Annotated in this window: 22 protein-coding genes and 1 pseudogene; 7 read left to right on the top strand and 16 right to left on the bottom strand. The window is 71.3% G+C overall.

Annotated elements, in window-relative coordinates; translation table 11 throughout:
- The 4 genes and pseudogenes from AB0P24_RS28780 to AB0P24_RS28765 all read right to left on the bottom strand — a co-directional run.
- Positions 1-316, bottom strand: a pseudogene (locus AB0P24_RS28780) (citrate/2-methylcitrate synthase); the annotation flags it as partial.
- A gap of 54 nt (positions 317-370) precedes the next feature.
- The gene (locus AB0P24_RS28775) at positions 371-1,315 is read right to left on the bottom strand and encodes a LysR family transcriptional regulator (protein WP_365798958.1); all 945 of its coding nucleotides are present in this window, start codon (positions 1,313-1,315) and stop codon (positions 371-373) included.
- An 86-nt stretch (positions 1,316-1,401) separates the two neighbouring features.
- On the bottom strand, positions 1,402-2,073 hold the full coding sequence (locus AB0P24_RS28770; RefSeq protein ID WP_365798956.1) for a hypothetical protein: 672 nt from the start codon (positions 2,071-2,073) through the stop codon (positions 1,402-1,404).
- 283 nt (positions 2,074-2,356) lie between these two features.
- Positions 2,357-3,394: a sugar phosphate isomerase/epimerase family protein gene (locus tag AB0P24_RS28765; RefSeq protein ID WP_365798954.1), complete on the bottom strand. Its 1,038-nt coding sequence runs from the start codon at positions 3,392-3,394 to the stop codon at positions 2,357-2,359.
- 132 nt (positions 3,395-3,526) lie between these two features.
- Here AB0P24_RS28765 and AB0P24_RS28760 point away from each other — a divergent pair, with 132 nt between their 5' ends.
- A complete protein-coding gene (locus AB0P24_RS28760) occupies positions 3,527-4,615 on the top strand; it encodes a Gfo/Idh/MocA family oxidoreductase (RefSeq protein WP_365798952.1) in 1,089 nt (362 codons plus the stop codon).
- A gap of 364 nt (positions 4,616-4,979) precedes the next feature.
- Here AB0P24_RS28760 and AB0P24_RS28755 read toward each other — a convergent pair whose 3' ends face one another.
- Positions 4,980-6,278 carry an ROK family protein gene (locus AB0P24_RS28755; protein ID WP_365798949.1) on the bottom strand — a complete coding sequence of 433 codons (1,299 nt, stop codon included), beginning with the start codon at positions 6,276-6,278 and terminating at the stop codon, positions 4,980-4,982.
- Positions 6,279-6,502: 224 nt separating this feature from the next.
- Between AB0P24_RS28755 and AB0P24_RS28750 the strand changes: the two genes are divergently transcribed.
- The 4 genes from AB0P24_RS28750 to AB0P24_RS28735 all read left to right on the top strand — a co-directional run bounded on the left by AB0P24_RS28750 (position 6,503) and on the right by AB0P24_RS28735 (position 11,246).
- Positions 6,503-7,759 (top strand): citrate synthase, encoded by a 1,257-nt coding sequence (locus tag AB0P24_RS28750; RefSeq protein ID WP_365798947.1) that lies wholly within the window; start codon positions 6,503-6,505, stop codon positions 7,757-7,759.
- An 80-nt stretch (positions 7,760-7,839) separates the two neighbouring features.
- Entirely contained in the window at positions 7,840-8,784 is a 945-nt protein-coding gene (locus AB0P24_RS28745; RefSeq protein ID WP_365798945.1) for a sucrase ferredoxin, read from the top strand.
- Between the two features lie 114 nt (positions 8,785-8,898).
- Positions 8,899-10,560, top strand: coding sequence for a sensor histidine kinase (locus AB0P24_RS28740; RefSeq protein WP_365798943.1), 1,662 nt, complete (start codon positions 8,899-8,901; stop codon positions 10,558-10,560).
- The gene (locus AB0P24_RS28735) at positions 10,557-11,246 is read left to right on the top strand and encodes a response regulator (RefSeq protein WP_365798941.1); all 690 of its coding nucleotides are present in this window, start codon (positions 10,557-10,559) and stop codon (positions 11,244-11,246) included. The genes AB0P24_RS28740 and AB0P24_RS28735 overlap by 4 nt, the downstream gene beginning before the upstream one ends.
- Before the next feature lie 10 nt (positions 11,247-11,256).
- Here the strand turns inward: AB0P24_RS28735 and AB0P24_RS28730 are convergent, their stop codons facing one another.
- From AB0P24_RS28730 to AB0P24_RS28720, 3 genes are read right to left on the bottom strand one after another with little or no spacing between them, the layout of a single operon-like run.
- Positions 11,257-12,300, bottom strand: a complete 1,044-nt coding sequence (locus AB0P24_RS28730; RefSeq protein ID WP_365798939.1) for an ABC transporter substrate-binding protein — start codon at positions 12,298-12,300, stop codon at positions 11,257-11,259.
- 52 nt (positions 12,301-12,352) lie between these two features.
- Positions 12,353-13,219, bottom strand: coding sequence for an ABC transporter permease (locus tag AB0P24_RS28725; RefSeq protein ID WP_365798937.1), 867 nt, complete (start codon positions 13,217-13,219; stop codon positions 12,353-12,355).
- Entirely contained in the window at positions 13,209-14,024 is an 816-nt protein-coding gene (locus AB0P24_RS28720; RefSeq protein ID WP_365798935.1) for an ABC transporter ATP-binding protein, read from the bottom strand. Before AB0P24_RS28720 ends, AB0P24_RS28725 begins: the two co-directional genes overlap by 11 nt.
- A 158-nt stretch (positions 14,025-14,182) precedes the next feature.
- Between AB0P24_RS28720 and AB0P24_RS28715 the strand changes: the two genes are divergently transcribed.
- Positions 14,183-14,875: a response regulator gene (locus AB0P24_RS28715; protein ID WP_365798933.1), complete on the top strand. Its 693-nt coding sequence runs from the start codon at positions 14,183-14,185 to the stop codon at positions 14,873-14,875.
- 15 nt (positions 14,876-14,890) lie between these two features.
- Here the strand turns inward: AB0P24_RS28715 and AB0P24_RS28710 are convergent, their stop codons facing one another.
- The 6 genes from AB0P24_RS28710 to AB0P24_RS28685 all read right to left on the bottom strand — a co-directional run bounded on the left by AB0P24_RS28710 (position 14,891) and on the right by AB0P24_RS28685 (position 22,256).
- Positions 14,891-16,477, bottom strand: coding sequence for a cation acetate symporter (locus AB0P24_RS28710; protein ID WP_365798931.1), 1,587 nt, complete (start codon positions 16,475-16,477; stop codon positions 14,891-14,893).
- On the bottom strand, positions 16,474-17,031 hold the full coding sequence (locus AB0P24_RS28705; protein ID WP_365798929.1) for a DUF485 domain-containing protein: 558 nt from the start codon (positions 17,029-17,031) through the stop codon (positions 16,474-16,476). Before AB0P24_RS28705 ends, AB0P24_RS28710 begins: the two co-directional genes overlap by 4 nt.
- Positions 17,032-17,100: 69 nt before the next feature.
- Complete coding sequence (locus AB0P24_RS28700; protein WP_365798927.1) at positions 17,101-17,778, bottom strand: response regulator transcription factor; 678 nt, start codon at positions 17,776-17,778, stop codon at positions 17,101-17,103.
- Positions 17,775-18,926 (bottom strand): histidine kinase, encoded by a 1,152-nt coding sequence (locus AB0P24_RS28695; protein WP_365798925.1) that lies wholly within the window; start codon positions 18,924-18,926, stop codon positions 17,775-17,777. The genes AB0P24_RS28700 and AB0P24_RS28695 overlap by 4 nt, the downstream gene beginning before the upstream one ends.
- A complete protein-coding gene (locus AB0P24_RS28690) occupies positions 18,923-19,456 on the bottom strand; it encodes a DUF1453 domain-containing protein (RefSeq protein ID WP_365798923.1) in 534 nt (177 codons plus the stop codon). The genes AB0P24_RS28695 and AB0P24_RS28690 overlap by 4 nt, the downstream gene beginning before the upstream one ends.
- 676 nt (positions 19,457-20,132) lie before the next feature.
- Positions 20,133-22,256 (bottom strand): DNA topoisomerase IV subunit B, encoded by a 2,124-nt coding sequence (locus AB0P24_RS28685; protein ID WP_365798921.1) that lies wholly within the window; start codon positions 22,254-22,256, stop codon positions 20,133-20,135.
- A 441-nt stretch (positions 22,257-22,697) separates the two neighbouring features.
- Here AB0P24_RS28685 and AB0P24_RS28680 point away from each other — a divergent pair, with 441 nt between their 5' ends.
- Positions 22,698-22,928: a hypothetical protein gene (locus AB0P24_RS28680; protein ID WP_181803130.1), complete on the top strand. Its 231-nt coding sequence runs from the start codon at positions 22,698-22,700 to the stop codon at positions 22,926-22,928.
- 99 nt (positions 22,929-23,027) lie between these two features.
- Here the strand turns inward: AB0P24_RS28680 and AB0P24_RS28675 are convergent, their stop codons facing one another.
- Both AB0P24_RS28675 and AB0P24_RS28670 read right to left on the bottom strand, forming a co-directional pair.
- Positions 23,028-23,894: a serine protease gene (locus AB0P24_RS28675; protein ID WP_365798919.1), complete on the bottom strand. Its 867-nt coding sequence runs from the start codon at positions 23,892-23,894 to the stop codon at positions 23,028-23,030.
- Between the two features lie 121 nt (positions 23,895-24,015).
- Positions 24,016-25,572, bottom strand: coding sequence for an RNA polymerase sigma factor (locus AB0P24_RS28670; protein WP_365798917.1), 1,557 nt, complete (start codon positions 25,570-25,572; stop codon positions 24,016-24,018).
- Between the last annotated feature and the right edge of the window lie 387 nt (positions 25,573-25,959).

Raw genomic sequence — 25,959 nt, 5'->3', positions numbered from 1 at the left:
CCACCGGGCCACCGGGCCACCGGGCCACCGGGCCACCGGGCCACCGGGCGGATGGTCTTCGAGTCCCCGTCGCCGGTTCCAGGATGTCGGCGCTCCAGACGATGGCCCGGGGCCGCCGCGAAGGTGGGGGTGAACATCTCGCGGGGCAGACCGGGCAGTTCCCTGACCGCGCCGGCGTAGTACTCGACGTCGGTGGGGAGTTCGCGGCCGGGTTTCAGTTCGGCGAGATACGCTCGACGTGCCGTTCGACCTCCACGGCGAACCTGGCGCGGGGGCCGCCGAAGTCCTGGGCGATCTCCCGGAGCATACGAGACCGGAGACCCGCGGAACCTCCACTCGAACCCGGTGGGAGCCCCGGAAGGACGGGGTTTCAGGCGCTCGGGTCGCGCAGGTTGCTGGAGACATGGGGCTCGCCGGCGGTCAGGCCGCGGGAGGCGAGTGACTCGGCGGTGTACAGCAGTGCGGTTTGCAGGGCCTCCACCGCGGCCTCGGCCGCGGGGACCGGTGCGTTGGCGCCGCTGCGACGCAGTGAGCGGACCAGGTAGCGGCCCGGGACGGGCAGGGCGGTGATTCCGCCGTGGGTGATCTGTTCGGCGGCATGCGCCGGCAGGATCGCCGGGCCGAGTCGGGCGGCGAGCATGCTGTAGACGGCGAACCGGTAGGCGGCGACGTGCTGCACCGACGGTGCGATGCCGTGCGCTGCGGCGAGGCGCTGGAACGCCAGGTCACGCGGTGAGCCCCCGGGGGCGCCGATCCACGGTCGCCCGGTCAGCTCGGCCGGGCCGCCGGGTGTCTCCCAGCCGTCCGGCAGCACCAAGCGGTACTCGTCCTGCAACATCACCCGCGCGGTGACGCCCGGCGGGAGCGGGGTCGGGGCCTCGCTGTCGTCCTCGATCACCAGGACGTCGAACTCACCCAGCCGCAGCGCTCGCAGTCCGTCCTGGCGGCCCGTCTCGACGAGCCGGGGGGTGATCGCGGGGTGGCTTTCGGCGAGGAGGCAGAGCGTGGTGGTGGCGAAGTGGGTGATGGCCGGGCCGGGCACCCCGATGGTGACCGGGCCTGACGCGCGGCCGGTCAGGACCCGCAGTTCGCGGGCGGCGTCGGCCAGTACGTCGCCGACACGGCCGCCGTGCTCCGCCAGCAGCCGTCCGGCCGCGGTCAGTTCGGTCCGGCCGCCGCTGCGGTCGACCAGCGGCACGCCGGCCTCCCGCTCCAGTCGCTGCAACTGCTGCGACACCGCCGACGCCGTGTGCCCGAGCGCACGGGCGGCAGCGGCCACGCCGCCGCTGTCGGCGATGTGACGCAGGATCAGCAAGCGTTTCGGATCGAGCTGCACTCCGCCCCCACTCACCGCGGCGTCCACCACCCGGTCGTGCCCATTCTTCCAGTCGAACCGCATCACTACCCGTCCAGGCCCGATTCCGTGCTCCACGCCATCAGGGCGGCGAGGGGGGTGCCGAAAGCACCGACCGCGACGCCGATCCACAGCGCCCAGTAGCTGCGGGTGACCTGGGCCGGGCGGTCGGGGTGGGCCGGGTCGATGCGAACGGTGACGCGGTGTCCGTCCGGCCAGGCTCGGACCGCGCTGTCCTGGGAGCTGTAGGCGTGGTCGCCGGCGAGCCAGCGGTAGGTGCACAGATTGCCGGCGTCGCCTCGGTTCACACAGTGCGAGACGGTCGCCGTGACCTTGAGGGTGGCGTGCCGGTCGAGCGCGTGGGCGTGGAAGAAGTAGCTCAGGCAGAACGCGAAAGTCGCCGCGAAGGCCCAGAGGAGGACGGCGCTGATCAGCGAGCCGAACAGGGCTTCGTGCCCCCAGGCGGTGGGCAGGCAGAAACCGAGGACGGCGCGCAGCAGCCCGGCGATCAGGCCGACCGCACCCGCCGCCGCGGCCACGGTCCAGCCGTCGAGGGCCACGGGGGTTCTCCACCCGGCGGCCGCCGCCACGCCCAGCGCCACGACCACCACGGCGGTCGCGGTGTGCGTCACGACCCGGGCGGCGACCCGCACCGTGTCCGCGCAGGGTTGGGACCGGCGGCCGCGCGGGCCGGGAATTTCGTCCTGAATCGTCGTCATGAACCGAGCCTGGCAGCGGCGCCGCCATCGGAACAGCAAGCTCGGCTTGCCCCCGGCTTCAGCTCCGCTTACCGGATCCGCCGAGGTCCGGGACGAGCGGCGCGAGCGGCGTGGCCGCGGTACGGCCGGTCAACGGCCGCGAGTCGCTCGTCGCCCTGGTCGCACCGGTCCCCCTGGTCGCCCCGGTCGCCCTTATCGGCTCGTCCGTCTCCGGCGAGACCTGCAACGCCGGCCCCGCACCAGGTGCCCGCGGCCGACCCCGGGCGGGGGCGACCGGCCGGGGTCACTGGTTGCTGAACGCCGAGTCGAACGCGGCCTTCGGCAGCGGCCACAGGGCGGAGCGGATCCGGCCGACGGCCTCCGCCGCGCCGTGCAGCCGGTCCATGCCCGCGTCCTCCCACTCCACCGAGACGGGGCCGTCGTAGCCGATGGCGGCCAGGGCGCGGAAGGCGTCCTCCCAGGGCATGTCGCCGTGACCGACGGAGACGAAGTCCCAGCGCCGGCGCGGGTCGCCCCAGGGCAGGTGCGAGCCGAGGATCCCGGCGCGTCCCGACGGCGGCCGCAGGCGGGTGTCCTTGCAGTCGACGTGGTAGATGCGATCGGCGAAGTCCGTGATGAAGCCGACGGGGTCGACGCCCTGCCAGATCATGTGCGAGGGGTCCCAGTTGAAGCCGAAGGCCGGACGGCGGCCGATCGCTTCGAGGGTGCGCTCGCTGGTCCAGTAGTCGTAGGCGATCTCGGACGGGTGGACCTCGTGGGCGAAGCGCACGCCCTCGGCGTCGAAGACGTCGAGGATCGGGTTCCAGCGGCGCGCGAAGTCCTCGTAGCCCTCGTCGATCACCGCCTGGGAGACCGGCGGGAACATCGCCACGTACTTCCAGATCTTGGATCCGGTGAACCCGACGACGGTGTCGGCGCCGAGCCTGCGGGCGACACGGGCGGCGCGCTTCATGTCCTCGGCGGCGCGCTGCCGGACACCCTCCGGGTCGCCGTCGCCCCAGACCTCCGGCCGCAGGATCGCCTGGTGCCGGAAGTCGATCGGGTCGTCGCACACGGCCTGTCCGCCGAGATGGTGGGAGATCGCCCAGACCTTCAGTCCGTAGCGCTCCAGAATCGCCTGCCGGTGGGGCAGGTAGTCGGGGTCCGTCTCGGCGCGGGCCAGGTCCAGGTGGTCGCCGGAGGCCGCGATCTCCAGCCCGTCGTACCCCCACCCGCTCGCCAGTCGCGCCACCTCCTCGAACGGCAGATCCGCCCACTGACCGGTGAAGAGGGTGACCGGCTGCCGGGCCGGTTCCTGGCTCTGTGCCTGGCTCTGGTTCATGTGCGGCCTCCTTGGCGTTCCGGACACTTTAGCTTACGGTGAGCAAAAGTCGCCCTCGCGGTAGTCATCGCTTCCCGCTTTTTCGATCTGCTCACGCGTTAGCTCCCCCATAGGAGAGAAGAGGTGCGTGTCATGCGCGTCGGTGTCATCGGTACCGGCTTCATGGGGGCCGTGCACACCCGGTCCGCGCTCGTGGCGGGCGGTGAGGTGGTCGGCGTGGTCGGGTCGACGCCCGGCAAGGGCCGCCGCGCCGCCGCGGAGTTCGGGGCGGGCCGCGGTTTCGACTCGGTCGAGGACCTGCTGCGGCACGGGGTGGACGTGCTGCACGTGTGCACGCCCAACGCCACGCACGCCGGGTTCTGCCGTGCGGCCCTCGCCGCCGGTGTCCCGGTCGTCTGTGAGAAACCGCTGGCCACCGATGCCGCGACCGCGCGCGAACTCACCGCCCTGGCGGCCGAGCGCGGGCTGGTCACCGCCGTGCCCTTCGTGTACCGGTACTACGCGTCCGTGCGTGAGGCACGCGACCGTGTCCGGCGGCCGGGGCACCGGCCCCCGTGGCTGATCCACGGCAGCTATCTGCAGGACTGGCTCGCCGACACGGAGGCCACCAACTGGCGGGTCGACCCGGCGGACGGCGGGGCGACGCGCGCGTTCGGGGACATCGGCGTCCACTGGTGCGATCTCGCCGAGTTCGTGACCGGACAGCGGATCACCCGGGTGAACGCGTCCTTCGCCCGCGCGGTGGCGGCCCGGCCGGCGGCGGACGGCACCCCACGCCCCGTCGAGACCGAGGACGGCGCGGTCGTACTCCTCGAAACCGACGCCGGCGCGATCGGATCGGTGGTGGTCAGCCAGGTCTCCGCGGGGTACAAGAACGCGCTGTCGTTCTCCTTCGACGGGCCGGACGCCAGCTACGCGTTCCGCCAGGAGACCCCGGAGTCGCTGTGGATCGGCGGCCGGGACTCCAACGAGGTGCTGCTGCGCGACCCGAACCGGTCCGGGGCGCCCACCGGGCGGGCGGCCCGCCTGCCGTCCGGGCATCCGCAGGGCTACTACGAGGCCTTCGCCGACTTCGTCGCCGACGCCTATGCCGCGATCGGCGGCGCACAGGTCACCGGGATGCCGTCCTTCGCCGACGGGCTGCGCGCGGCCGAGATCGCCCAGGCGGTCGTCGACTCGGCGCGCGGCGGCGGCTGGGTCGACGTCCCGGCGGCCGGGTGAGCGATCCGCTCCGCGTAGGCGCCGACCGCCCGCACCCGTCGGCTGTCCGTACCGCGGAACAACTGACCGTCACCGGATGCGCCCGGCCAGGTCCGGTCAAGGAGGTGTGCTCCGTGCCGACCCGCCGCACCGGTGCGGCCGCATCGCCGTGGCCGGCTGCGGCGGCAGCCTCATCGAGTGAGTGGTACGGCTTCCACCTCCGCATCGCTCCACGCCCGCGTCGGCACCCCGGGCGCGATCGGCGCGCTGGTCCGCGGAGTGGGCGCGGTCAGCCTGCCGGCCGCGCTGCCGGGAGCGGCGCCCGTGCATCGGCCCCGGGACGGCGAGCCGGTCGCGTCCTCGGCGGCCGCGACCCGCGAAGCTGCTACCGGGCCCCCGCCAGCGGCAGGTCGAGACAGAGCGGGTCGGTGAACTCGCCGGTGCGTGCGCGGATCCCGCGGGGGTTGCCGTGCGGGATCCACTGGTCGAGCAGTTCCGGGTGCAACAGCTCGTCGATGGCCAGCGCCGCCGCTCCGACGACTCCCTCGCAGCGGTCGGGGGGGACCTGGGCGATGACGAGTTCGTCGGTGGCCAGCGGCAGCGACCGTCTGGCCACCACCTCCGCGACGGGGTCCCGGAACACGTCGCCCGCCTGCGCCAGCACGCCGGCGAGATAGACCGTCGACGGGTTGAAGACACTGACGAGCGTCGCCAACTGCCCGCCGACCAGCTCACCCGCCCTGCTGACGAGCTCGGTGCTGACCCGGTCGCCGGCCCGGCAGCCGTCGAGCACGTCGGTGACGGCCAGCGGCGCGTCCCGGTGCTCCGGACTCTCCAGGCGCGCGGCCAGGAAAGGGCTTCGCCCCTCCAGGGCCGCGGCGCGTGCGTCACGGGTGAGGGCCCAGCCGCCCGCGAACGCTTCGAGGCACCCGAACTTGCCGCACCGGCACCGGTGGCGGGACTCCTCGGCGACGATGGTGTGCCCGAGGTCACCGGCCGCGCCACGCGCTCCCCGGTGCAGCCGCCCCCTGGACATCAGGCCCAGTCCGATTCCGGTGCTCGCCTTGACGAGCAGGATGTTGTCACCGGCGGCCGCCCGGGTCCGGCTCCAGGCGCCCAGCGCCATCAGGTTGGCGTCGTTGTCGACCCAGGCCGGCACGTCGTAGTGGGCTTCGAGCCGGTCCCGGAGCGGAAAGCCGTGCCAGCCGGCCATGATGGGCGGCCGCACCGGCGTGCCGCGCGCGAAGTCGACCGGCCCGGGGACGCCCACGCACACCCCCCACAGGCGTTCGCGCAGCTCCGGGCTGAGCAGCAGCCCCGCCACCTCGACCAGGGTGGCCAGGGACGCCTCCGGGCCCGACTCGATGTCCCATGGCACCCGCCGGTCCGCGAGCACGGTCCCGTCGAGACCGGTCACCGCGGCGTGCAGATGGGTGGCGCCGAACACCGCGCCGAGGACGACACCGCGGCCGGACGCGATCCGCAGGATGCGGGAGGGCCGCCCGCCGGTGGAGGGGGCCGGCTCGCCCTCGGCCACCAGGCCGAGGCGGATCGCGTGGTCCACCCGCTGCGTGATGACCGTCCGGCCCAGCCCGGTCTGCCGGCCGAGGTCGGGCCTGGTCACGGCCGTTCCGCTCCTGATCAGGCTCAGGACCAGGGAGAGGGTACGGGTGTGGTCGGTCATGCAGTGAGCTTATGGTCCCGGCGCCCGCTGCCGTCGCCGACGGCCGGGACGGGAGGATCCACCGGCGCGGCACCGCCTGCGAAAGCGACCGCAGACCGGGCGCCGCCGCCGTGGGCGTCGCCCCGCCCGTCCACCGCAAGCATTGACCCGTCGGTCCATGCACAGGGCAGCCTGCATCAACATTGATCGGGTCAATCCATGTCGCAGCGGCTACCGTGACGCCCATGCGCGATCAACACCCCGCTCCCGGAAGTCCCGCGCGGCGGCTGAGCACCAAGGAGACCGCCGAGCTGCTCGGTGTGAAGCCCGAGACCGTGTACGCCTACGTGAGCCGGGGCCAGCTCAGCAGCAGACGCGAGCCAGGAGGCCGCGCCAGCACCTTCGACGCCCGGGAGGTGGAGTCGCTCGCCCGGCGCAACCGGCGGGAGGCCGCCGGGGGTCCCGGCTCCGGCGGTGATCTGTCGGTGCGCACCCGGATCACCCTGATCGACAAGGACCGGTACTTCTTCCGGGGTGTCGACGCCACCGAACTCGCCGCACACCACTCCTACGAGGAGGTGGCCGAGTGGCTGTGGACGGGCCGCATGACCCGGGGCGTGACCTTCACCGCGCCGCCGGCCACCGTCGCGGTCGCCCGCCGGGCCGTCGACGCGCTGCCCGAGCACACCTCGCCCACCGACCGGCTACGGGTCGCCACGATCGCCGCGGCCGCCGAGGACCCACTGCGCTTCGACCTGTCCGAGGAGTCCGTCCTCGGCGCCTCGCGCGTGCTGATCCCCACGCTCGTCGCCGCCCTCCCCGGGCGGCGCCGACGGGGGCACGACGACGGCCCGCTGGCCCACCGCCTGTGGGACGGGCTGACCGGCATCGAACCCGGCGACGCCGCGCTGCGCTTCCTGGACACCGCGCTCGCGCTGCTCGTCGACCACGACCTGGCCGCCTCCACCCTCGCGGTCCGGGTCGCCGCCTCCGCGCGCGCCCACGCGTACGCGGCCGTGTCGGCCGGGCTCGGCGTGCTCGAGGGCCCCCTGCACGGCGCTTCCAGCGGCCTCGCCCACCGGATGCTGCTCGACGTCCTCGACCAGGGCAGCGCCGGCACGGTGATCGCGGACGAGCTGCGCGCCGGCCGCCGTATCCCCGGTCTCGGCCACCGCCTCTACCAGGGCGAGGACCCACGCGCGCGGGTCCTGTTCGCGCTGCTGGAGGAGGTCCCCCACGCGGAGCCCGCCCTGCTCGCGGCCCGGGACATCGTCGCCACGACCGCCCGGCACACTCCGCTGCACGCCAACGTCGACCTGGCGCTCGCCGTGTTCACGGCCTCCTGCGGCATGCCCGCCACCGCGGGCGAGACCGTCTTCGCCGTCGCCCGTACGGCGGGCTGGATCGCCCACGCCCTGGAGGAGTACGGCGAACGCCCGCTGCGCATGCGTCCCAGCGGCCACTACGTCGGCCCGAAACCGCCGCAGCCCCTGCCGGAGTAACCCCTTCGACCACCCCTTCGGAGAGGCGAACGGGCGAGGCCGGCAGTCACCCCGGGCAAAGTCAGGTTAGGCTCACCTCTGTGAGTAGGTGCGCAACCGTCTCCCGGATGCTCGACGAGCCTGTTTCCGGTACCGCCGCCACCGCGACGACGTGGCTGCTCCTGGAACAACCCGGCCCGTGGGGTCCCAAGGCGCTCACTTCGAGCCATCTGGACCCCGTGCTGGGCCGCGCCCTGGAGACCGCCGCCAAGGGGACCGGCGTACGGATCGCCCTGATCCGCCGCCCCGGCCGCCATGCCGACCCCGGCACCCCCGCCGTACGGCAGGTGTACGTCGCCCACACGGTTCCCGGGAACGTCTGGCTGTACAGCGCCACCACCCGTGACCCGCACCGGCTGCTCGGTCTCGACTTCGCCGCGCTCGGCGCGGGCGACCCCCGCTCGTTCGGCGTGGCGCTCGACGGCCGGCCGCACCGGGGCGGCCCGCTCGCGCTCGTCTGCACCAACGGCAAGCGGGACCGCTGCTGTGCCCTGCTGGGCCGCCCGCTCGCCGCCGAACTGGCGGCGTCCGGGACCCCGGGCACCTGGGAGGTCACCCATCTGGGTGGTCATCGCTTCTCGCCGACGGTGCTCGTCCTGCCCTACGGCTACACGTACGGCCGCGCCGAGGCTCATGCCGTCAAGGACGTCCTGCACGGCATCCAGCAGGGCCGTGTGGTGCTGGACGGCTGCCGCGGCTGCTCCGCCTGGGAACGGCCCGGTCAGGCAGCCGAACTGGCTGTGCGGGAAGCGGTGGGCGAGTACACCGCGGGCGTGCTGAGCGTCGTACGGACCGAGGGCGCGGCCCCGCGCTGGGACGTCACCGTCGCCCACACCGACGGCCGCCGCTGGCGGGTCTGCGTGGCCCAGGGCGCCTCGCTGCCGCCGCGCCCGGAGAGCTGCGGGGTGTCGGTGCTGGGGTCGCCGGCCCGGATGGACGTGGTCTCGCTGCGGGAGCTGCGGACGGCGACGGCCCTGGCGAGCTGACCCGGAGTTTCGGGTTCCTCGGCTCCTCGGGTTTCCCAGGGTCCTCCGAACTGGTCAAGAGATCCACGCCACACCCCCTTAAGCCCCGCGCACCCGCGCACGTACCGTCGCGGTATGAGCCCCACGCCCCCTGTGCGCCGTCTACGCCCCCGGCTGCCCCGGAAGGTGTTCTCGCAGGTCCTGTTGATGCAGCTGGCGATCGCCGCGGGGGTCGCGGTGCTCGCGACCGGGCTCTTCCTGGCGCCCCTGAGCAAGCAGTTGGACCAGGAGGCGATGCGCAGGGCGCTGGCGATCGCCGAGACCACCGCCCAGGACCCGCAGATCGCCGAGGGCGTACTGACGACCCGGCCCAGCACGACCGGGCCGGTGCAGAAGGAGGCCGAGAGGATCCGCACGGCCACCCGCGCCGAGTACATCGTGGTGATGGACCGGCGGGGCGTGCGCTGGTCGCACACCACCCTCTCGGAGATCGGTGGGCATGTCTCGACCGACCCCAGCGAGGCGCTGGCCGGCAAGGAGGTCATGCAGATCGACAACGGCACCCTGGGCCGCTCCGCGCGCGGCAAGGTGCCGCTGTACGACTCGAAGCACCGGATCATCGGGGCGGTCTCGGTCGGCATCGCCTACGACAGCGTGCGGGCGCGGCTGCTCAGCACGATCCCCGGGCTGTTCGCCTACGCCGGCGGTGCCCTCGCGGCCGGCGCGCTCGCCGCCTGGCTGGTCTCCCGAAGGGTCCAGCGCCAGACCCGCGACCTGGCGTTCTCCGACATCTCGGCGCTGCTCGCGGAGCGCGAGGCGATGCTGCACGGCATCCGGGAGGGCGTCGTCGCCCTCGACCGCGGCGGCCGCATCCGGCTCCTCAACGACGAGGCGAGAAGGCTCCTGGGCATCGGTGACGAGTCCGTCGGCCGGTCCCCCGACGAGGCGCTCGGCGCGGGCCGTACGACCGATGTGCTGGCCGGCCGGGTGACCGGCACGGATCTGCTCACCGTGCGCGGCCAGCGGGTTCTGGTCGCCAACCGCATGCCCACGGACGACGGCGGCGCCGTCGCCACCCTGCGCGACCGCACCGAACTGGAACAGCTCGGCCGTGAACTCGACTCCACGCGCGGTCTGATCGACGCCCTGCGCGCCCAGGACCACGAGCACGCCAACCGTATGCACACCCTGCTCGGGCTGCTGGAACTGGAGATGTACGACGACGCGGTCGAGTTCGTCGGCGAGGTGGTCGGCGACCACCGGGTCACCGCCGAGCAGGTCACGGAGAAGATCCAGGACCCGCTGCTGGCCGCCCTGCTGGTCGGCAAGGCGACCGTCGCGGCCGAGCGCGGCGTCGCCCTGTGGGTCTCCGACCGCACCTGGCTGCCGGACCGGCTGATCGACCCCAGGGGTCTGGTCACGGTCGTGGGCAACCTGGTGGACAACGCGCTGGACGCGGTCGCCGGTACGCCGCACGCACGCGTGGAGGTCGAGTTGTGCGCGCAGGGCCGGGCGATCGTCCTCAGGGTGCGGGACACCGGGCCCGGGATCCCGGCGGCACAGCGGGAACTGGTCTTCACGGAGGGCTGGTCCACCAAGAAACCGCCCGCACACGGCAAGCGCGGCATCGGGCTCCCTCTGGTGCGCCGGCTCGCCGAACGGCAGGGCGGCAGCGCGACCGTGGAGGAACCGGAGGGCGGGGGCGCCCAGTTCACGGTCGTCCTCCCCGAGGCACTGACCGCACCGGAGCTGGAGCTGGAACCGGCGCTCGCACCGGCCGACGAGGAGGCCCGATGATCGAGGTCCTGGTCGTGGACGACGACACCCGGGTCGCCCGGGTCAACGCCGCCTACGTCGAGAAGGTGCCCGGCTTCCATGTGGCCGGCGAGGCCCACAACGCGGCGCAGGCGCTGCGCCGGTTGGAGACCCTGCCCCGCCTCGACCTGGTCCTGATGGACCACTACCTGCCCGACGACACCGGCCTCGCGGTGCTCCAGGAGATGCGCCGGCGCGGCCACCAGACCGACGTGATCATGGTGACGGCGGCCCGGGACGTGTCGACCGTGCAGGCGGCGATGCGGCAGGGCGCTCTGCAGTACCTGGTCAAGCCGTTCGCGTTCGCGGGGCTGCGCGCCAAGCTGGAGGCGTACGCGCGGCTGCGGCGCACCCTGGACGGCGGCGGCGAGGCGGAACAGGCCGAGGTGGACCGCATCTTCGGCGCGCTGTCCGTACCGTCCGCGCCGTCCGCGCCGGGGCTGCCGAAAGGGCACTCTCCCACCACCGCCGAGCTGGTGCGCCAGTGTCTGATGCGCGCCGACGGCCCGCTGTCGGCCCAGGAGATCGCCGAGCGGACGGGGGTGAGCCGCCAGACCGCCCAGCGGTATCTGAAGCTCCTGGAGCGCACGGGACGGGCCCGGCTGACCCTCAAGTACGGCGACGCGGGCCGCCCCGAACACCGTTACGTGTGGGCGGCCCGCGGCTGAGAGAGGCGTGTTACTTGGCGGCCTCGACGAACTCCGTGGTGTACGTCTTGCTGAGGTCGACATCGGCGTTCTGGATGTTCGTGTTGAACGCCTTGAGCACCTTCTCCACGGTCTCCGGACCGTTCTCGGGCATGACCCCGTCCTCGGTGAACATCGGCAGGGTGCTCTTGATGGACTGTGTGTAGAGAGCCTTGTCGCCCTGGGCGTAGTCGGCGGGCATCTTCGCCGCGATCTCGGCGGCGCTGTGCGTGGACATCCACTTGAGCGTCTTGACGAACGCGTTGACCAACTTCTGAACGGTGTCCTTGTGGCCGTTGACCCAGTCCGTCTGCATGTACAGACTCGACGACGGGTACGGCCCGCCGAGCGCCTTCTGGGACCCTTCCGGCGTCCGCATGTCGACCAGGACCTTGCCCGCCTTCTTGTCCAGGATCGTCGCGACGGTCGGGTCGGTGGTCATGCCGCCGTCGATGGAGCCCTGCTGGAGCGCCGAGATGAAGGTCGCGCCGGCGCCGACGGCGACCGGGGAGAAGTCGCTGACCTTCACGCCGTTCTTGACGGCGAGGTACTTGGTGAGGAAGTCGGTCGACGACCCGAGGCTGGTGATGCCCAGCTTCTTGCCCTTGAAGTCCTTGGGCGAGGTGATGTCACCGGCCGCCTTGGTGGAGACGACCTCCACCTCGCCGGGAGCGCGCGAGAACTGCACGACGGACTCCACCGCCTTGCCCTTGGTCTGGAGGTCCAGCGTGTGGTCGTAGAAGCCGACCGTTCCCTGGACCTGTCCGGCGACGAGCGCCGTCTCGGCCTGCACACCGGCCGGCTCGGTCAGCAGTTCCACGTTCAGGCCCTCGGCGTCGAAGTAGCCGAGCCGCTGGGTGAGCATCGCGGGCAGGTAGATGACCTTGTCCAGGCCACCGACCATGATCTTGACCTTCGTGCCCTTTCCGGAGCCGGTGGAGGCCGTGCCGGCCGCGTCGTTGGCGCAGGCGGTGAGGGAGGAGAGGGCGAGCAGGCCGGCGACGGCCAGGGTGCCGTATCTGGCGGACTTGCGCATGAGGTTCACGTCCTTGTGAGAGGCGGTGCGGGGTGGAGAGGAGGGGACGGGCTCAGCTGTCGGAACCCGACGGCTTCCACCGGAAGATGCGGCGCTCGGCGAAGGTGAGAAGTCCTTCGGCGGCGAGCGCGACGACGGCGAGGATGGTCATCGCGGCATACACACCGGCCGCGTTGAAGGTGCCCTGCGACTGAGCGACGAGCAGGCCGATGCCCTTGGTGGCGCCGATGTACTCGCCGACGATGGCGCCGATGAGGGCGAAGCCGAAGCTGACGTGGAGGCTGGTGAAGATCCACGAGGTGGCCGACGGGATGACGACCTGGAGGGTCACCCTGCGGTCGCTCGCGCCGAGGATCCGCGCGTTGGCGACCAGGTTGCGGTCGACCTCACGGGCACCCTGGAAGGCGTTGAAGAACACCGGGAAGAACACCAGCACGACGGCCGAGGCGACCTTGGAGGACGCGCCGAGCCCGAACCAGATCACGAAGATCGGTGCGAGCACGATCCTGGGGATCGAGTTGAGCACCTTGATGTACGGACCAAGGACATCGGCGAGGAAGCCGATCCGTCCCAGCGCGATACCGAAGACCACACCGGCGATGACACCGATGACCCAGCCGAGCAGCGCCTCGTAGAGCGTGTACCAGATCTGCTCGCCCAGGGGGCCGAGCGCGGTGCCATGGGTCACCCAGGTCCAGATCTGGTCCCAGATCTTCGACGGCATCGAGAAGTTGAACGGGTCGATGACCTTGGCACGGGACAGGACCTCCCACAGGCCGAGGACGGCCACCAGGAGCAGGACGCGCACGGCGAACACGATCGCCTTGCGTCTGCGGGCGGCCTGGGCCCGCGACCGGGCGCGGTCCGGCGCGGTCCTGGCCGTCTCGACGACCGGTGTGCTGAGGGTGTCAGGCGACATGAGCGGCACCCCTCTCCCGGGTGATGCGGACCTCTTCGCCGAGGGACTCCCAGATCTCGCGGTAGATCTCGATGAACCGCGGCTCCAGACGCACCGACTCCACCTTGCGGGGGCGGGGCAGGTCGATCTCGAAGACCTGCTTCACGGTCGCGGGCCCGGCGGTCATGACGACGACCTTGTCGGCCAGCGCGATGGACTCCTCCAGGTCGTGGGTGACGAAGACGACCGAGGCGCCCGTGCCCTCCCACAGCTCAAGGAGCTCGTCCGACATCAGGGCCCGGGTCTGCACGTCGAGCGCGGAGAACGGCTCGTCCATGAGCAGGATCTCGGGGTCGTTGACGAAGGTCGCGGCGAGCGCCACACGCTTGCGCTGACCGCCGGAGAGCTGGTGCGGGTAGCGGTCCTCGAAGGCGGCGAGCCCGACCTTGGCCAGCCAGGCGCGAGCCTTCTCCTTGGCCTCCGCCTTGGGCACCCCGCGGAAGCGGGGGCCGGCCATCACGTTGGAGAGCACGGTCCGCCAGGGGAAGGTGGCGTCCTGCTGGAAGACGAAACCGACCTTGTCGCCGACGCCCGCGACCGGCTCACCGGCCACCAGCACCTCGCCCTCACTGGGCTCCTCCAACCCGCTGACCAGGGTCAGTGTGGTGGACTTGCCGCACCCCGTCGGCCCTACGACGGCCACGAACTCGCCGCGCCCCACGATGAGGTCGAGGTCCCGGACGGCCGTGTGCAGACCCCCCGACGGGGTCTTAAAGATCTTGCTCGCGCCCCGTAGCTCGATGGCGGGGCTGGTGTCTGTGCTCATGGGCCGGGACGGTAGGTGTGGCCCGCACCACGGCAGCAGTCTTGTGGGCGCAAGCCGTTCTTTTGCTCGCAAGCACCTGTTGTGCTCTTTTTGCTCGCGCTACAACTGCGGAGCCGAAACACGGGCTTAACGCTCGCCGGCCTTGAAGGAGAGGCCTGATGATTGACGTCCTGGTGGTCGACGACGACTTCCGTGTCGCTGAGATAAACGCCAAGTACGTGGGGAAGGTTCCCGGCTTCCGGGTGGCCGCCCGCGCGCACAGCGCTGCCCAGGCGCTGGCCGCCGTGAGCCGCGGCACCATCGACCTGGTCCTGCTTGACCACTACCTGCCGGACCAGACCGGCCTCGAACTCGTCCATCAGATGCGGGAACAGGGCCACGGCACCGACGTCATCATGATCACGGCGGCCAGCGATGTGACGACCGTCCAGCGGGCGATGCGCCTGGGCGCCCTGCACTACCTGGTCAAGCCGTTCACCTTCGCCGCCCTGCGCGCCCGCCTGGACTCCTACGCGGCCCTGCGCCGTACCGTCGACCGGGTCGGCGGCCGGGGGCTGACGGGCCAGGAGCAGGTCGACCGGATCTTCGGCGCCCTGCGCACCTCACCGGCGCCGTCCGCCCCCGGCCTGCCCAGCGGTCACTCCGAGCCCACGACAGACCTCATCTGCGGCGTCCTGCACCGCGCCGCCCATCCGCTCTCCGCCCACGAGGTCGCCGCCGAGACCGGCCTCAGCCGCTCCACCGCCCAGCGCTACCTCCGCCACCTGGAACAGGCCGGCCGCCTCCGCCTCTCCCTGAAGTACGGCGACACGGGCCGCCCGGAACACCGCTACGCCTGGGTGGCGCCGTAGCTCTTCCGGGATGCCCTAGACGGCCCCCGCCCCTGTCAGCGACCGCACCTCGGTCTCCGCGTGCCTGGCCTCGTCCGGGGCCTCGTCCGAGGTGACCGTGCCGAGCCAGCCGGCCAGGAAGCCGAGCGGGATGGAGACGATCCCCGGGTTCTGCAACGGGAAGTACTGGAAGTCCACGCCCGGGAACAGCGCGCCCGGGCTCCCGGACACCACCGGGGACAGCACGACCAGCCCCAGCGCGGGCACGAGCCCGCCGTATACGGCCCACACCGCGCCGCGGGTCGTGAAGTTCCGCCAGAACAGGGAGTAGAGCAGCACCGGCAGGTTCGCCGAGGCCGCCACCGCGAAGGCGAGCCCCACCAGGAAGGCGACGTTCATGTCACGGGCCAGCAGGCCGAGGGCGATCGCCAAGGCACCGATACCGACCGCCGCCACGCGCGCCACCGCGACCTCGCTGCGCTGCCTGGCGTGCGGCCTGCGCAACGTGGCGTACAGGTCATGGGCGACGGACGCCGAAGAGGCGAGGGTGATCCCGGCGACCACGGCGAGGATCGTCGCGAAGGCGACGGCGGCGACCACCGCGAACAGAACCGTTCCGACGGTGGAGCCCGCGCCGCCGCCCAGGTCGAGCGCCAGCAGCGGAACCGCTGTGTTCCCGTTCGACGCCCGCACCGCGTCCGGCCCGACCAGGGCCGCCGCCCCGAAGCCGAGCACGATCGTCATCAGGTAGAAGCTCCCGATCAGCCCGATCGACCAGACCGTCGAACGCCGCGCCGCCCGCGCGGTCGGCACCGTGTAGAAGCGGGACAGGATGTGCGGCAGGCCCGCCGTGCCCAGCACCAGTGCCAGCCCCAGGCTGACGAAGTCCAGCCGCGCGCTCCAGCTCCCGCCGTATTTGAGCCCCGGCACCAGGAACGCCTTCCCGTGCCCACTGTGCTCGGCGGCCGTGAGCAGCAGCCGGTCGATGTCGCCGTGGAAACGCACCAGCACCAGCACGGTCAGCGCCACCGTCCCGCTCAGCAGCAGGACCGCCTTCACGATCTGGATCCATGTCGTGGCCCGCATGCCTCCCAACGACACATAGATCACCATCAGCGCGCCGACCCCGATGACCATCCACGCCTGCGCCGCCTCGCCGGTCCGCCCGAGCAGCAGCGCGACCAGGCTGCCCGCCCCCACCATCTGCGCCACCAAATAGAGAACGGACACGGTGACCGAGGACGTTCCCACCGCGATCCGCACCGGCCGCTCGCTCATCCGCGCCGCGATCACGTCGGCCAGCGTGAACCGCCCGCAGTTGCGCACCAGCTCGGCCACCAGGAACAGCACGACCAGCCACGCCACCAGGAAGCCGACCACATACAGCAGCCCGTCGTAGCCGAAGAGCGCGATGAGCCCGGTCACCCCGAGGAAGGAGGCCGCCGACATGTAGTCGCCCGCGATGGCAAAACCATTCTCCATCGGCGAGAAGAGCCGACCGCCGGCGTAGAACTCCTCCGGCGAACCGTGCCGCCTCCGGCTCACCCACGTCGTGATCCCCAGCGTCACGGCGACGAACGCGCTGAACAACAGCAGTGCCAGCGTCTGATGATGGATCGTCATGCCGCACCACCCCGGGCGCCCCTGGTCAGCTCCTGGGTGTCCCAGCGCAGCTCCAGCGCGGCACGGTCCCTGCGCAGCCGCGCGTGCCGGGCGTAGGCCCAGGTGAGCAGGAACGTGGTGAGGAACTGCCCGAGCCCCGCGACCATCGCCACGTTCACCGCTCCGGCGACGGGCCGCGCCATCAGTTCCGGCGCCGTCGTAGCCGTCACCACATATCCCACGTACCAGGTGAGGAAGACGGCGACCCCCGGCACCACGAATCTCCGGTACCGGCTGCGCACCTCCTGGAAGGCCGCGCTGCGCTGTACCTCCAGATACACGTCACGGGCGCGAACGCCCGCACCCTCCCACTCGGTTCGCGCGCCCGGTACCGCGGGAGCCGGCCCCCCGGTGCCGTCCGGTTCGCCCCAGCCCGAGGCCAGCGCGTCGTACCAGGGGTCCTCGTACCTGACTTCTCCGGAGGCCGCGCCGTACTCGCCCTGGTCCTCGTACCGCCCGGCCGAACTCTCGGTGCCGTCCCCGCCATCGCGGTGACGCCCGTTGCTTGACTGCATGCCCAAGGATGGACAGATCGGGAACATCCCCGACTCTTCTTCCCCTGGCTCTTCACCCCATCAGGTGACTCAATCCGCTGGTAGCCGCACCAGTCCCTTCCCGTACGCGTAACGCACCGCCTGGGCCCGGTCCTTGAGCCCCGTCTTGGCGAACAGGTTGTTGATATGCGTCTTCACGGTCGCGGTGGAGACGTGCAGTCTCCGGGCGATCTCCTGGTTGCTGAACCCCTCGGCGATCAGCACCAGGACCTCGGTCTCCCGCGCGGTGAGCCCGTCCGGCGCCTCCGGGGCCACGGGCGCCGGTTCGGACTGCGACAGCCGCTCCAGCAGCCTCCGCTGGATGCTCGGCGACAGTCCCGCATCCCCCGAGAGCACGCTCTCCACGGCTCTGACGATCTCGTCGCCGCCGGCGTCCTTGGTCAGGTAACCACGGGCACCGGCCCGCAGCGCCGGGAACAGCGACTCGTCGTCCGCGAACGTGGTCAGCACCACGACCTGGGTCCCGGGGTACTCCGACCGGATCCGCCGGGTCGCCTCCACCCCGTCGCAGCGCGGCATCCTCAGGTCCATCAGCACCACGTCCGGGGCCAGTTCGGCGACCAGCCGGACCGCCTCCTCCCCGTCCCCGGCCGCTCCGACGACCTCCACGCCGGGCAGCAGCCCGAGGAGCATCACGATGCCCTCCCTGACCACTGTCTGGTCGTCGGCGACCACGACCCGCGCGGGCTTCTTCTCACCCTCCGTCATACGGGCACCCTCAACCTCACCTCGAACCCCTCATCGTCCCGCCCTGCCTGCAGCGACCCGCCCAGCAACTCGGCCCGCTCCCGCATACCCAGCAGACCGTACCCGCTGCCGGCGCCGGTGAGTTCGCCAGGACGACCGCCCGAGTCCCTCACCTTCAGCATCACTTCGTGATCGCTGTAGTCCAGCCGTACCTGGACCTTGGCACCGCGGGCGTGTTTGCGGACGTTCGTCAACGCCTCCTGGGCGACGCGTCGTACGGTCTGCGACGCCTCGGCGGACAGGGCACGACGTGCACCTGTGACAGTGACCTCGGCGCCGTCGGTCGAACCGACGAGTGCGGTCAGGAAGTCCTCCAGCGGAGTGAGCTCGCCGCGCAGGGCGGACAGGGCCTGGCGGGTCTCGGCGAGCCCGTCGCGGGCCATTCCGCGGGCGGCCACCACCCGTTCGAGGATCTGCTCCCGGTCGGCCCCACGCTCGATCAGCAGCCGCGCGGCCTCCAGGTGCACCAGCTGGGCGGAGAGACTGTGGGCCAGCACGTCATGGATCTCCCTGGCGATCCTGGCCCGCTCCGCCAGCGCCGCCGACTCGGCCTCGGCCGCTCTCGCGGCGCGCTCCTGGGCGAGCAGCCGCTGTGCGTGGCCCCGGGCCTCGGAGTCGAGTCTCATGACGTAACCGGCGAGAGCCAGGCCGACGACCGTGGCCGCGGTGGTCAGCCATACGTCGTTGTTGAACGCGGAGTACGAGGCCAGGGCCACCGAAGCGACGGGCAGGGCGATCGCGACCGGCAGCCGCTCCAGGGCGGTGACCCCGCAACCGCACCAGATCACGAGGGCCGGTCCCCGGAAGCCCGTGGTCTCCGCCACGACCGCGAGGGCCAGGAGGACAGTGATGAGCAGCAGGGAGGGCACGAGCCGGTGGGCGTAGGTGGTCCGGAAGAACCCCCAGGAGACCACGGCGGTCACGACGACCCCCGCCACCGCCGCGGCCACGCCCCAGCCGTGGACGTGCGACTGGTTGAAGGCGCTCCACAGCAGCAGGGTGAGGACGAGCAGTCTCACGCCCCAGGCGAGGGAGCGCCGGGCTCGGGAGATCCCCTCCCGGCTCAGCGCTTCTCGCGAGGGCCAGCGTGTCCAGGCGTTCTCCGTCACACGCCTTCCTTCCTGGTGACCCGGGCCATGCCGTCACCGTACGCGCGGGTGGAGCCGCTCGCGGGTGCGGCGGAGGGAAGCAACTGGGCACGCCAGCCGAGGATGCCGGCGCGGACCAGCAGGGTGAGCGCCAGTCCGAGCATGAGGGCCGCGCTGTCCTGATGGACGCCGATGACGGCTCCGACGGCGTAGAGACCGACACGCACGGCTATGCCGGCGAACCAGACGAGCCCGCTCGCCTTGGTGCTCCGGGTCCACACGACACCGTCGGCTTCCGTCCACACCCGGGTGGTCCAGGCCCACGCGGCGCCCATCACGAGTCCCACCAGCATCTCGGTGGCGAGCAGGAGGGCGGACGCGGTGCGGTGGTGGGCGTCGAGTATGCCGGGCTCGCGCAGCGCGAGAACCGCGAGGATCACGGGCCCCAGCCACCAGCGCCGGCCTGTGCTGATCGGGCGGGCGCGGAACTGCCGTGCGATCACCACGACGACGACGGCCACGATCAGCAACGCGTTGACGAGCCCGGACATCAGAGCCTCCGTGAGCGGGAAGGGGCGGTGCCGGGAGCGGGAGCACCCGACGCCTTCGACGCTACGGAAACGCGCAGGCCAGCAGATCGGAGCGGGGGTGGATCACGGGTGGATTCCAGCGAGCGCGATCTCTCCACCCCCGGGTGGACTCCCACCAACGGGACGGCGCGGGCCACCACCGAGCCGACGAGCCGACAGACCGCGGGCGAGCCGACAGACCGCGGGCGAGCCGACAGGCCGCGGGCGAGCCGAAGGCGGGCATGGCATCTCGCAGAACGGCCGCTCGGCATCCCACCTGGGCAAACCGGCGGACACCTGCGGACACCTACCGGCCGAGGCCGACGGGCAGCACCTCGCGAAACGACCGGTCGGCACCCCTGTGGCCACCGGCAGGCACCTCGCACCACACGGCCGACCGCAGGCCCGGCCGGCATCTCGCCGAACGGGTACCCCGCGCGGGAAGATCAGGAGGTATCCCGCGGAAACGATCGAGCGGCGGCTGACCGGGCATCCGACGGAGCCACACGCCCGGCGGACCGGCAGGCAGGACCGGCCTGACGGCGCACACCCTCCGCCGCCCGGCCTGCCTACCCCGGCCCTGCCCTGTCCACCAGCCGCCCGCCCACCGCAGCCCGGCCTGCCGGCCGCACTGCTCGGCCGAAGCCGAGCAGTGCGGCTACGCGTCGATCCGTGACCGGTCCAGCGTCGCCGCCGAGCTGGAGATGAACTCCTTGCGGGGGGCCACGTCGTTGCCCATCAGAAGGTCGAAGACCTGTTCGGCCGCATCGAGGTCGGAGAGGTTGATGCGGCGCAGGGTGCGATGGCGCGGGTCCATCGTCGTCTCCGCCAGCTGGTCGGCGTCCATCTCGCCGAGACCCTTGTAGCGCTGGATGGAGTCCTTGTACCGGATGCCCTTGCTCTGGAACTCCATCAGCTTGTCGCGCAGCTCGCGGTCCGAGTACGTGTACACGTACTTGTCCTGGCCCTTCTTGGGCTGGACGATCTCGATCCGGTGCAGCGGCGGGACCGCGGCGAAGACCCGGCCGGCCTCGACCATGGGCCGCATGTACCGCTGGAACAGCGTCAGCAGCAGGCAGCGGATGTGGGACCCGTCGACGTCGGCGTCGGTCATCATGATGATCTTGCCGTAGCGAGCGGCCTCGATGTCGAAGGTGCGGCCTGAGCCCGCCCCTATGACCTGGATGATCGCCCCGCACTCGGCGTTCTTCAGCATGTCCGTCACCGAGGACCGCTGGACGTTGAGGATCTTGCCGCGGATCGGCAGCAGCGCCTGGAACTCGGAGTTCCGGGCGAGCTTCGCGGTACCGAGCGCGGAGTCGCCCTCGACGATGAACAGCTCGCTGCGCTCGACGTCGTCGCTGCGGCAGTCGGCGAGCTTGGCGGGCAGGGACGAGGACTCCAGGGCCGTCTTGCGGCGCTGCGCGTCCTTGTGCTGACGGGCCGCGATGCGGGTCCGCGCGGCGGCGACCACCTTTTCCAGGACCACGCGGGCCTGGGCGGCGGCGTCGCGCTTGGCGGAGGTGAGGAAGGCCTTCAGTTCCTTGGAGACCACGTTGTTCACGATCCGGCGCGCCGCCGAGGTACCGAGAACCTCCTTGGTCTGACCCTCGAACTGCGGCTCGGCGAGCCGCACGGTGACGACCGCGGTGAGGCCCTCCAGGGCGTCGTCCTTGACGATGTCGTCCTCGGCGACGCGCAGCAGTTTCTTGGCACGCAGCGCCTCGTTGAGAGTCTCGCGGATGGCCTGCTCGAAGCCGGCCACGTGGGTGCCGCCCTTGGGCGTGGCGATGATGTTGACGAAGGACCTGAGGTTCTGGTCGTAACCGGTGCCCCAGCGCAGCGCCACGTCGACGCCGAGTTCGCGGGTGACCTCGGTGGGGGTCATCTGGCCGTGTTCGTCGAGGACCGGGACGGTCTCCTTGAAGGTGCCCTGCCCGGAGAAGCGGAGGACGTCGCAGACCGGCTTGTCGGTGGCCAGGTACTCGCAGAACTCGCTGATGCCGCCGTCGAAGCGGAACGACTCCTCGCCCTTGCTGCCGCCCTCGCCGAGGCCGTACTCGTCACGGACGACGATGGTCAGGCCGGGCACCAGGAACGCGGTCTGGCGGGCACGCTGGTGGAGCGTGTCCAGGGAGAGCTTGGCGTCCTTGAGGAAGATCTGCCGGTCGGCCCAGTAGCGCACGCGCGTGCCGCTGCGGGTCTTGGGCACCCTCTTCGTCTTGCGCAGCCCGCTCGCGGCCTCGAACTTGCCGTCCGGGCCGGCACCGGTGAAGGCCCCCGGCACGCCGCGGCGGAAGCTGATGGCGTGCACATGGCCCCCACGGTCGACCTCGACGTCGAGGCGCGCGGAGAGGGCGTTGACCACGGAGGCGCCGACGCCGTGCAGACCGCCGGAGGCCGCGTAGGAGCCGCCGCCGAACTTGCCGCCGGCGTGCAGCTTGGTCATGACGACCTCGACGCCGGACAGGCCGGTCTTGGGCTCGACGTCCACAGGGATGCCACGGCCGTTGTCCCGGACCTCGACGGAGCCGTCGTCGTGAAGGACGACGTCGATGTGGTCGCAGTAGCCGCCGAGGGCCTCGTCCACGGCGTTGTCGATGATCTCCCACAGGCAGTGCATCAGGCCCCGGCTGTCGGTCGAGCCGATGTACATGCCGGGACGCTTGCGCACGGCTTCGAGGCCCTCAAGGACGAGAAGGTGCCGCGCGGTGTAGTTGGAGCCGTCCCGGTCTGCTCCTGCCAGCAGCGCAGTGGACGGCACGGACGTATCGGCGGTCACGCGGTTCGCTCCTCGCTGAATTTCAATGGGGCCCCTTTTGGGTAAGGGCCGGCTTCGGTCGCCGCTCAGAGGGTACCGAGGCCTGGTAGAGCCGTTGTAACGCCACCCTCGTCATGGACTCACACTAGTCCAAGGTCGTATACGTGTTCGATCCCTCGATGGAGTGAAGTACATATCACGTTCCCTTCGGGGCATGAACCATTTAGGCTCCGGGCACGTCCTCACAAACAACCGGCAACCCGGCCGGGAGGATGAGACCGATGATCCGCGCGAACCCGTAAGCACCCAAGACGACGCAATACGGCACATTCGCCGCCAACCGGCAGCAGACGGCCACCTCGAAAGATTTTTTTTCGAGGAGAAGCCCCGAGCGGGAACGTTTTCGGGCTGGTTGGATGTTGACCCTGGTACGACAGCTCGTCGAGCTAGAGAAGAGGCGACGTGACTACTGTTCTGACCCCCGCGAGCCACCTGACGGCCGCCGATCGCTGCGACCGCTGCGGCGCCCAGGCATACCTGCGCGTCGTACTGCTCAGCGGCGGAGAACTGCTCTTCTGCGCCCACCATGGTCGCAAGTTCGAGCCGGAACTCAAGAAGATCGCCGCTGAGATACAGGACGAGACGGAGCGGCTGACCTCCGCTCCGGCCACCGCTTCCGAAGATGAGCGCTGACCTCTCGCAATCCACGACGAGCTAACCCCGGCACAGGCCGGGTTAAGGGCGGCCGCTCCCCGGGGAGCGGCCGCCCTCGTCATATCCGCACAGAGGCCCTCAGGAGCGCTTGTGAGGCCCGCGTGAGCCGCTGAGGGCACCGCCGGGGCCGAGCGCCCGTACAGCCTCCGAGGCGCGCGTGTAGACGCCAGGACTCCCCGGCCGGCCACAGCCGCTCCCCCACGACACGAGTCCGATCAGCTTCCCGTCGGCGACCAGCGGCCCTCCGCTGTCGCCCTGGCATGCGTCCGGACCGCCGCGGGTCTCGCCCGCGCACACCATCGAGTCCGCCCGGTAGGCGCCGTCGGCGCCGCCGGGATAAGCCCGCTCGCAGGTCTCGTCGGGCAGCACATGGAGCCGCGCCGCGTGCAGCCGGCGCGCGTAGTCGCCTTCGCCCGTGATGTCCCCCCACCCCGAGACCAGGGCGGTGGTGCCCGGTGCGTAGGCGGTGTCGCCCTCGGGGGCCATCGTGATGACCGCGTCGCCGGGCAGGGGCTCGGCAAGGGTGAGGACGGCGAAGTCACCGGTGTTGGCGTCGGGGTCGTAGCCCGGATTGACCCGGGCGGCGGTCACGGGGATCTCCTGGCCCCGCGCCGCGAGCAGATCCGTACGGCCCGCGATGACCTTGAGGTCGCGGACCGGGTCGGACTGTCCACCGATGACCTCGTCGGCCAGGCAGTGGGCGGCGGTCAGCACCATGGTCCGGGCGATCGCCACTCCGCCGCAGAACTGACCGGCCCGGGTACCCCCGAACCGGTCACGGCTGGACAGCGCGACCGTCCACGGGGCCTGGGAGACGTCGACGGAGAAGCCGCCGACCACGACGCTGTCGGCGACGGCGGGAGGCGTGGTGGCCAGCGGTATGACGGTGGCCACGGCCGTCAGGATCAGCGGCCGGATCAGGGCCGGGGCAACAGAACGGCACATGCACGCTCCTCACTCTGGGTGGGACTGGGACACCCAGAGTCATCCAGCGCGCCGCGGCCCGCAGCACGAAGGCCCGGCCCCCGCGAGGGGGGCCGGGCCTTCGACGCCGTGCGAGGACGACCTAGTCGAGGTAGTCGCGCAGCACCTGGGAACGCGACGGGTGGCGCAGCTTCGACATGGTCTTGGACTCGATCTGGCGGATGCGCTCACGCGTGACGCCGTAGACCTTGCCGATCTCGTCGAGGGTCTTCGGCTGACCGTCGGTGAGACCGAACCGCATGGAGACGACGCCGGCCTCGCGCTCGGACAGAGTGTCCAGCACCGAGTGCAGCTGCTCCTGGAGGAGGGTGAAGCTGACGGCGTCGGCGGGAACGACGGCCTCGGAGTCCTCGATGAGGTCACCGAACTCGCTGTCGCCGTCCTCACCCAGCGGGGTGTGCAGGGAGATGGGCTCACGGCCGTACTTCTGGACCTCGATGACCTTCTCCGGGGTCATGTCGAGTTCCTTGGCCAGCTCCTCCGGGGTGGGCTCGCGGCCCAGGTCCTGGAGCATCTGGCGCTGCACGCGCGCGAGCTTGTTGATGACCTCGACCATGTGCACCGGGATACGGATGGTGCGGGCCTGGTCGGCCATGGCGCGAGTGATCGCCTGGCGGATCCACCAGGTGGCGTACGTGGAGAACTTGTAGCCCTTGGTGTAGTCGAACTTCTCGACCGCGCGGATCAGACCGAGGTTGCCCTCCTGGATGAGGTCCAGGAAGAGCATGCCGCGGCCGGTGTAGCGCTTGGCCAGGGAGACCACCAGACGGAGGTTGGCCTCCAGGAGGTGGTTCTTGGCGCGGCGGCCGTCCTCGGCGATGATCTCCAGCTCGCGCTTGAGCTTGGGGGCCAGCTTGTCGGCGTTGGCCAGCTTGTCCTCGGCGAACAGACCGGCCTCGATGCGCTTGGCGAGCTCGACCTCCTGCTCGGCGTTGAGCAGGGGGACCTTGCCGATCTGCTTGAGGTAGTCCTTGACCGGGTCGGCGGTGGCACCGGCCGCGGCGACCTGCTGCGCCGGCGCGTCGTCCTCGTCCTCGTCGGACAGGACGAAGCCCGCGCTCTCGGCGCCCTCGGGCTCCTCGGCGCCCGCCTTCGCCTCCTCGAGGACCTCGTCCTCAAGGATCTCGACGTCGTCCTTCTTGGCGGCGGTCTTCTTGGCCACCGTCTTCTTGGCGGCGGCGGTCGCGGTCTTCTTCGCGGCCACCTTCTTGGCGGTGGGGGCGGCCTTCTTGGCGACGGCCTTCTTCATGGGCGCCGCCTCCTCGGCCGGATCGTCGGCGACGGCGGCGGGCGCCACGGCCGGGGCGGCCGTGGCGGTGGCCTTCCTGGTGGTCACCGTCTTCGCCGCGACCGTCTTGGTGGCGGTGCGCTTGGCCGGACTCTTCGCTGCGACGCTCTTACGGGTGCGCTTGGGCTCCGCGGCACTGACCATCAGCGTCACACCCTCTTCCTCAAGGATCTGGTTGAGGCTGCGCAGTACGTTCTTCCACTGAGTGGCCGGAATCTGGTCAGCTTCGAAGGCCCGACGCACATCGTCGCCGGCGATCTGCCCCTCAGCCTTTCCCCGCTCAATAAGAGCCATGACAGAGACGGACTCGGCGATCTCCGGCGGGAGCGTACGGGATGTGCTGGCCGACACGAACAACCTCTCGGAACGTTGGAAAACGGCTTCCGGCCCCGTCCTGGACGGACTGGAGCCGACCGCCGGCTTGGGGATGGGCCGACGGCGCGGGCGCGGGCCGGGGAGATGGACAGCGCCATGAATGGCGTCCGTATTCCCTCCGCGGCTGTCACCTCTTAGGTCATCGCGTTGTTCGCAAGAGCGTTACGCCCAATCTACGTGGCCCGAGTCACATCCCGTAAGCACTCAAAAACGGTCAGACAAGGACAGAAGTTGTCGTTGACGATCTCTCCGGGCCGTTCGGACCGCTGTCGAGCCTGTCATACGGCCGGCCACCGCACACCGTGTCGGCCCCGCCGGGCCCACCGCCGTACCGCCGGACCCCGCCGGAGCCCTGAGGGATCC

This window comes from Streptomyces sp. NPDC086519 (assembly GCF_040686075.1).
GTDB classification, from domain to species: Bacteria; Actinomycetota; Actinomycetes; order Streptomycetales; family Streptomycetaceae; genus Streptomyces; species Streptomyces shenzhenensis.
Note: the sequence above shows the minus strand (reverse complement) of the source record. Positions and strands in the feature narration are given on the sequence as shown.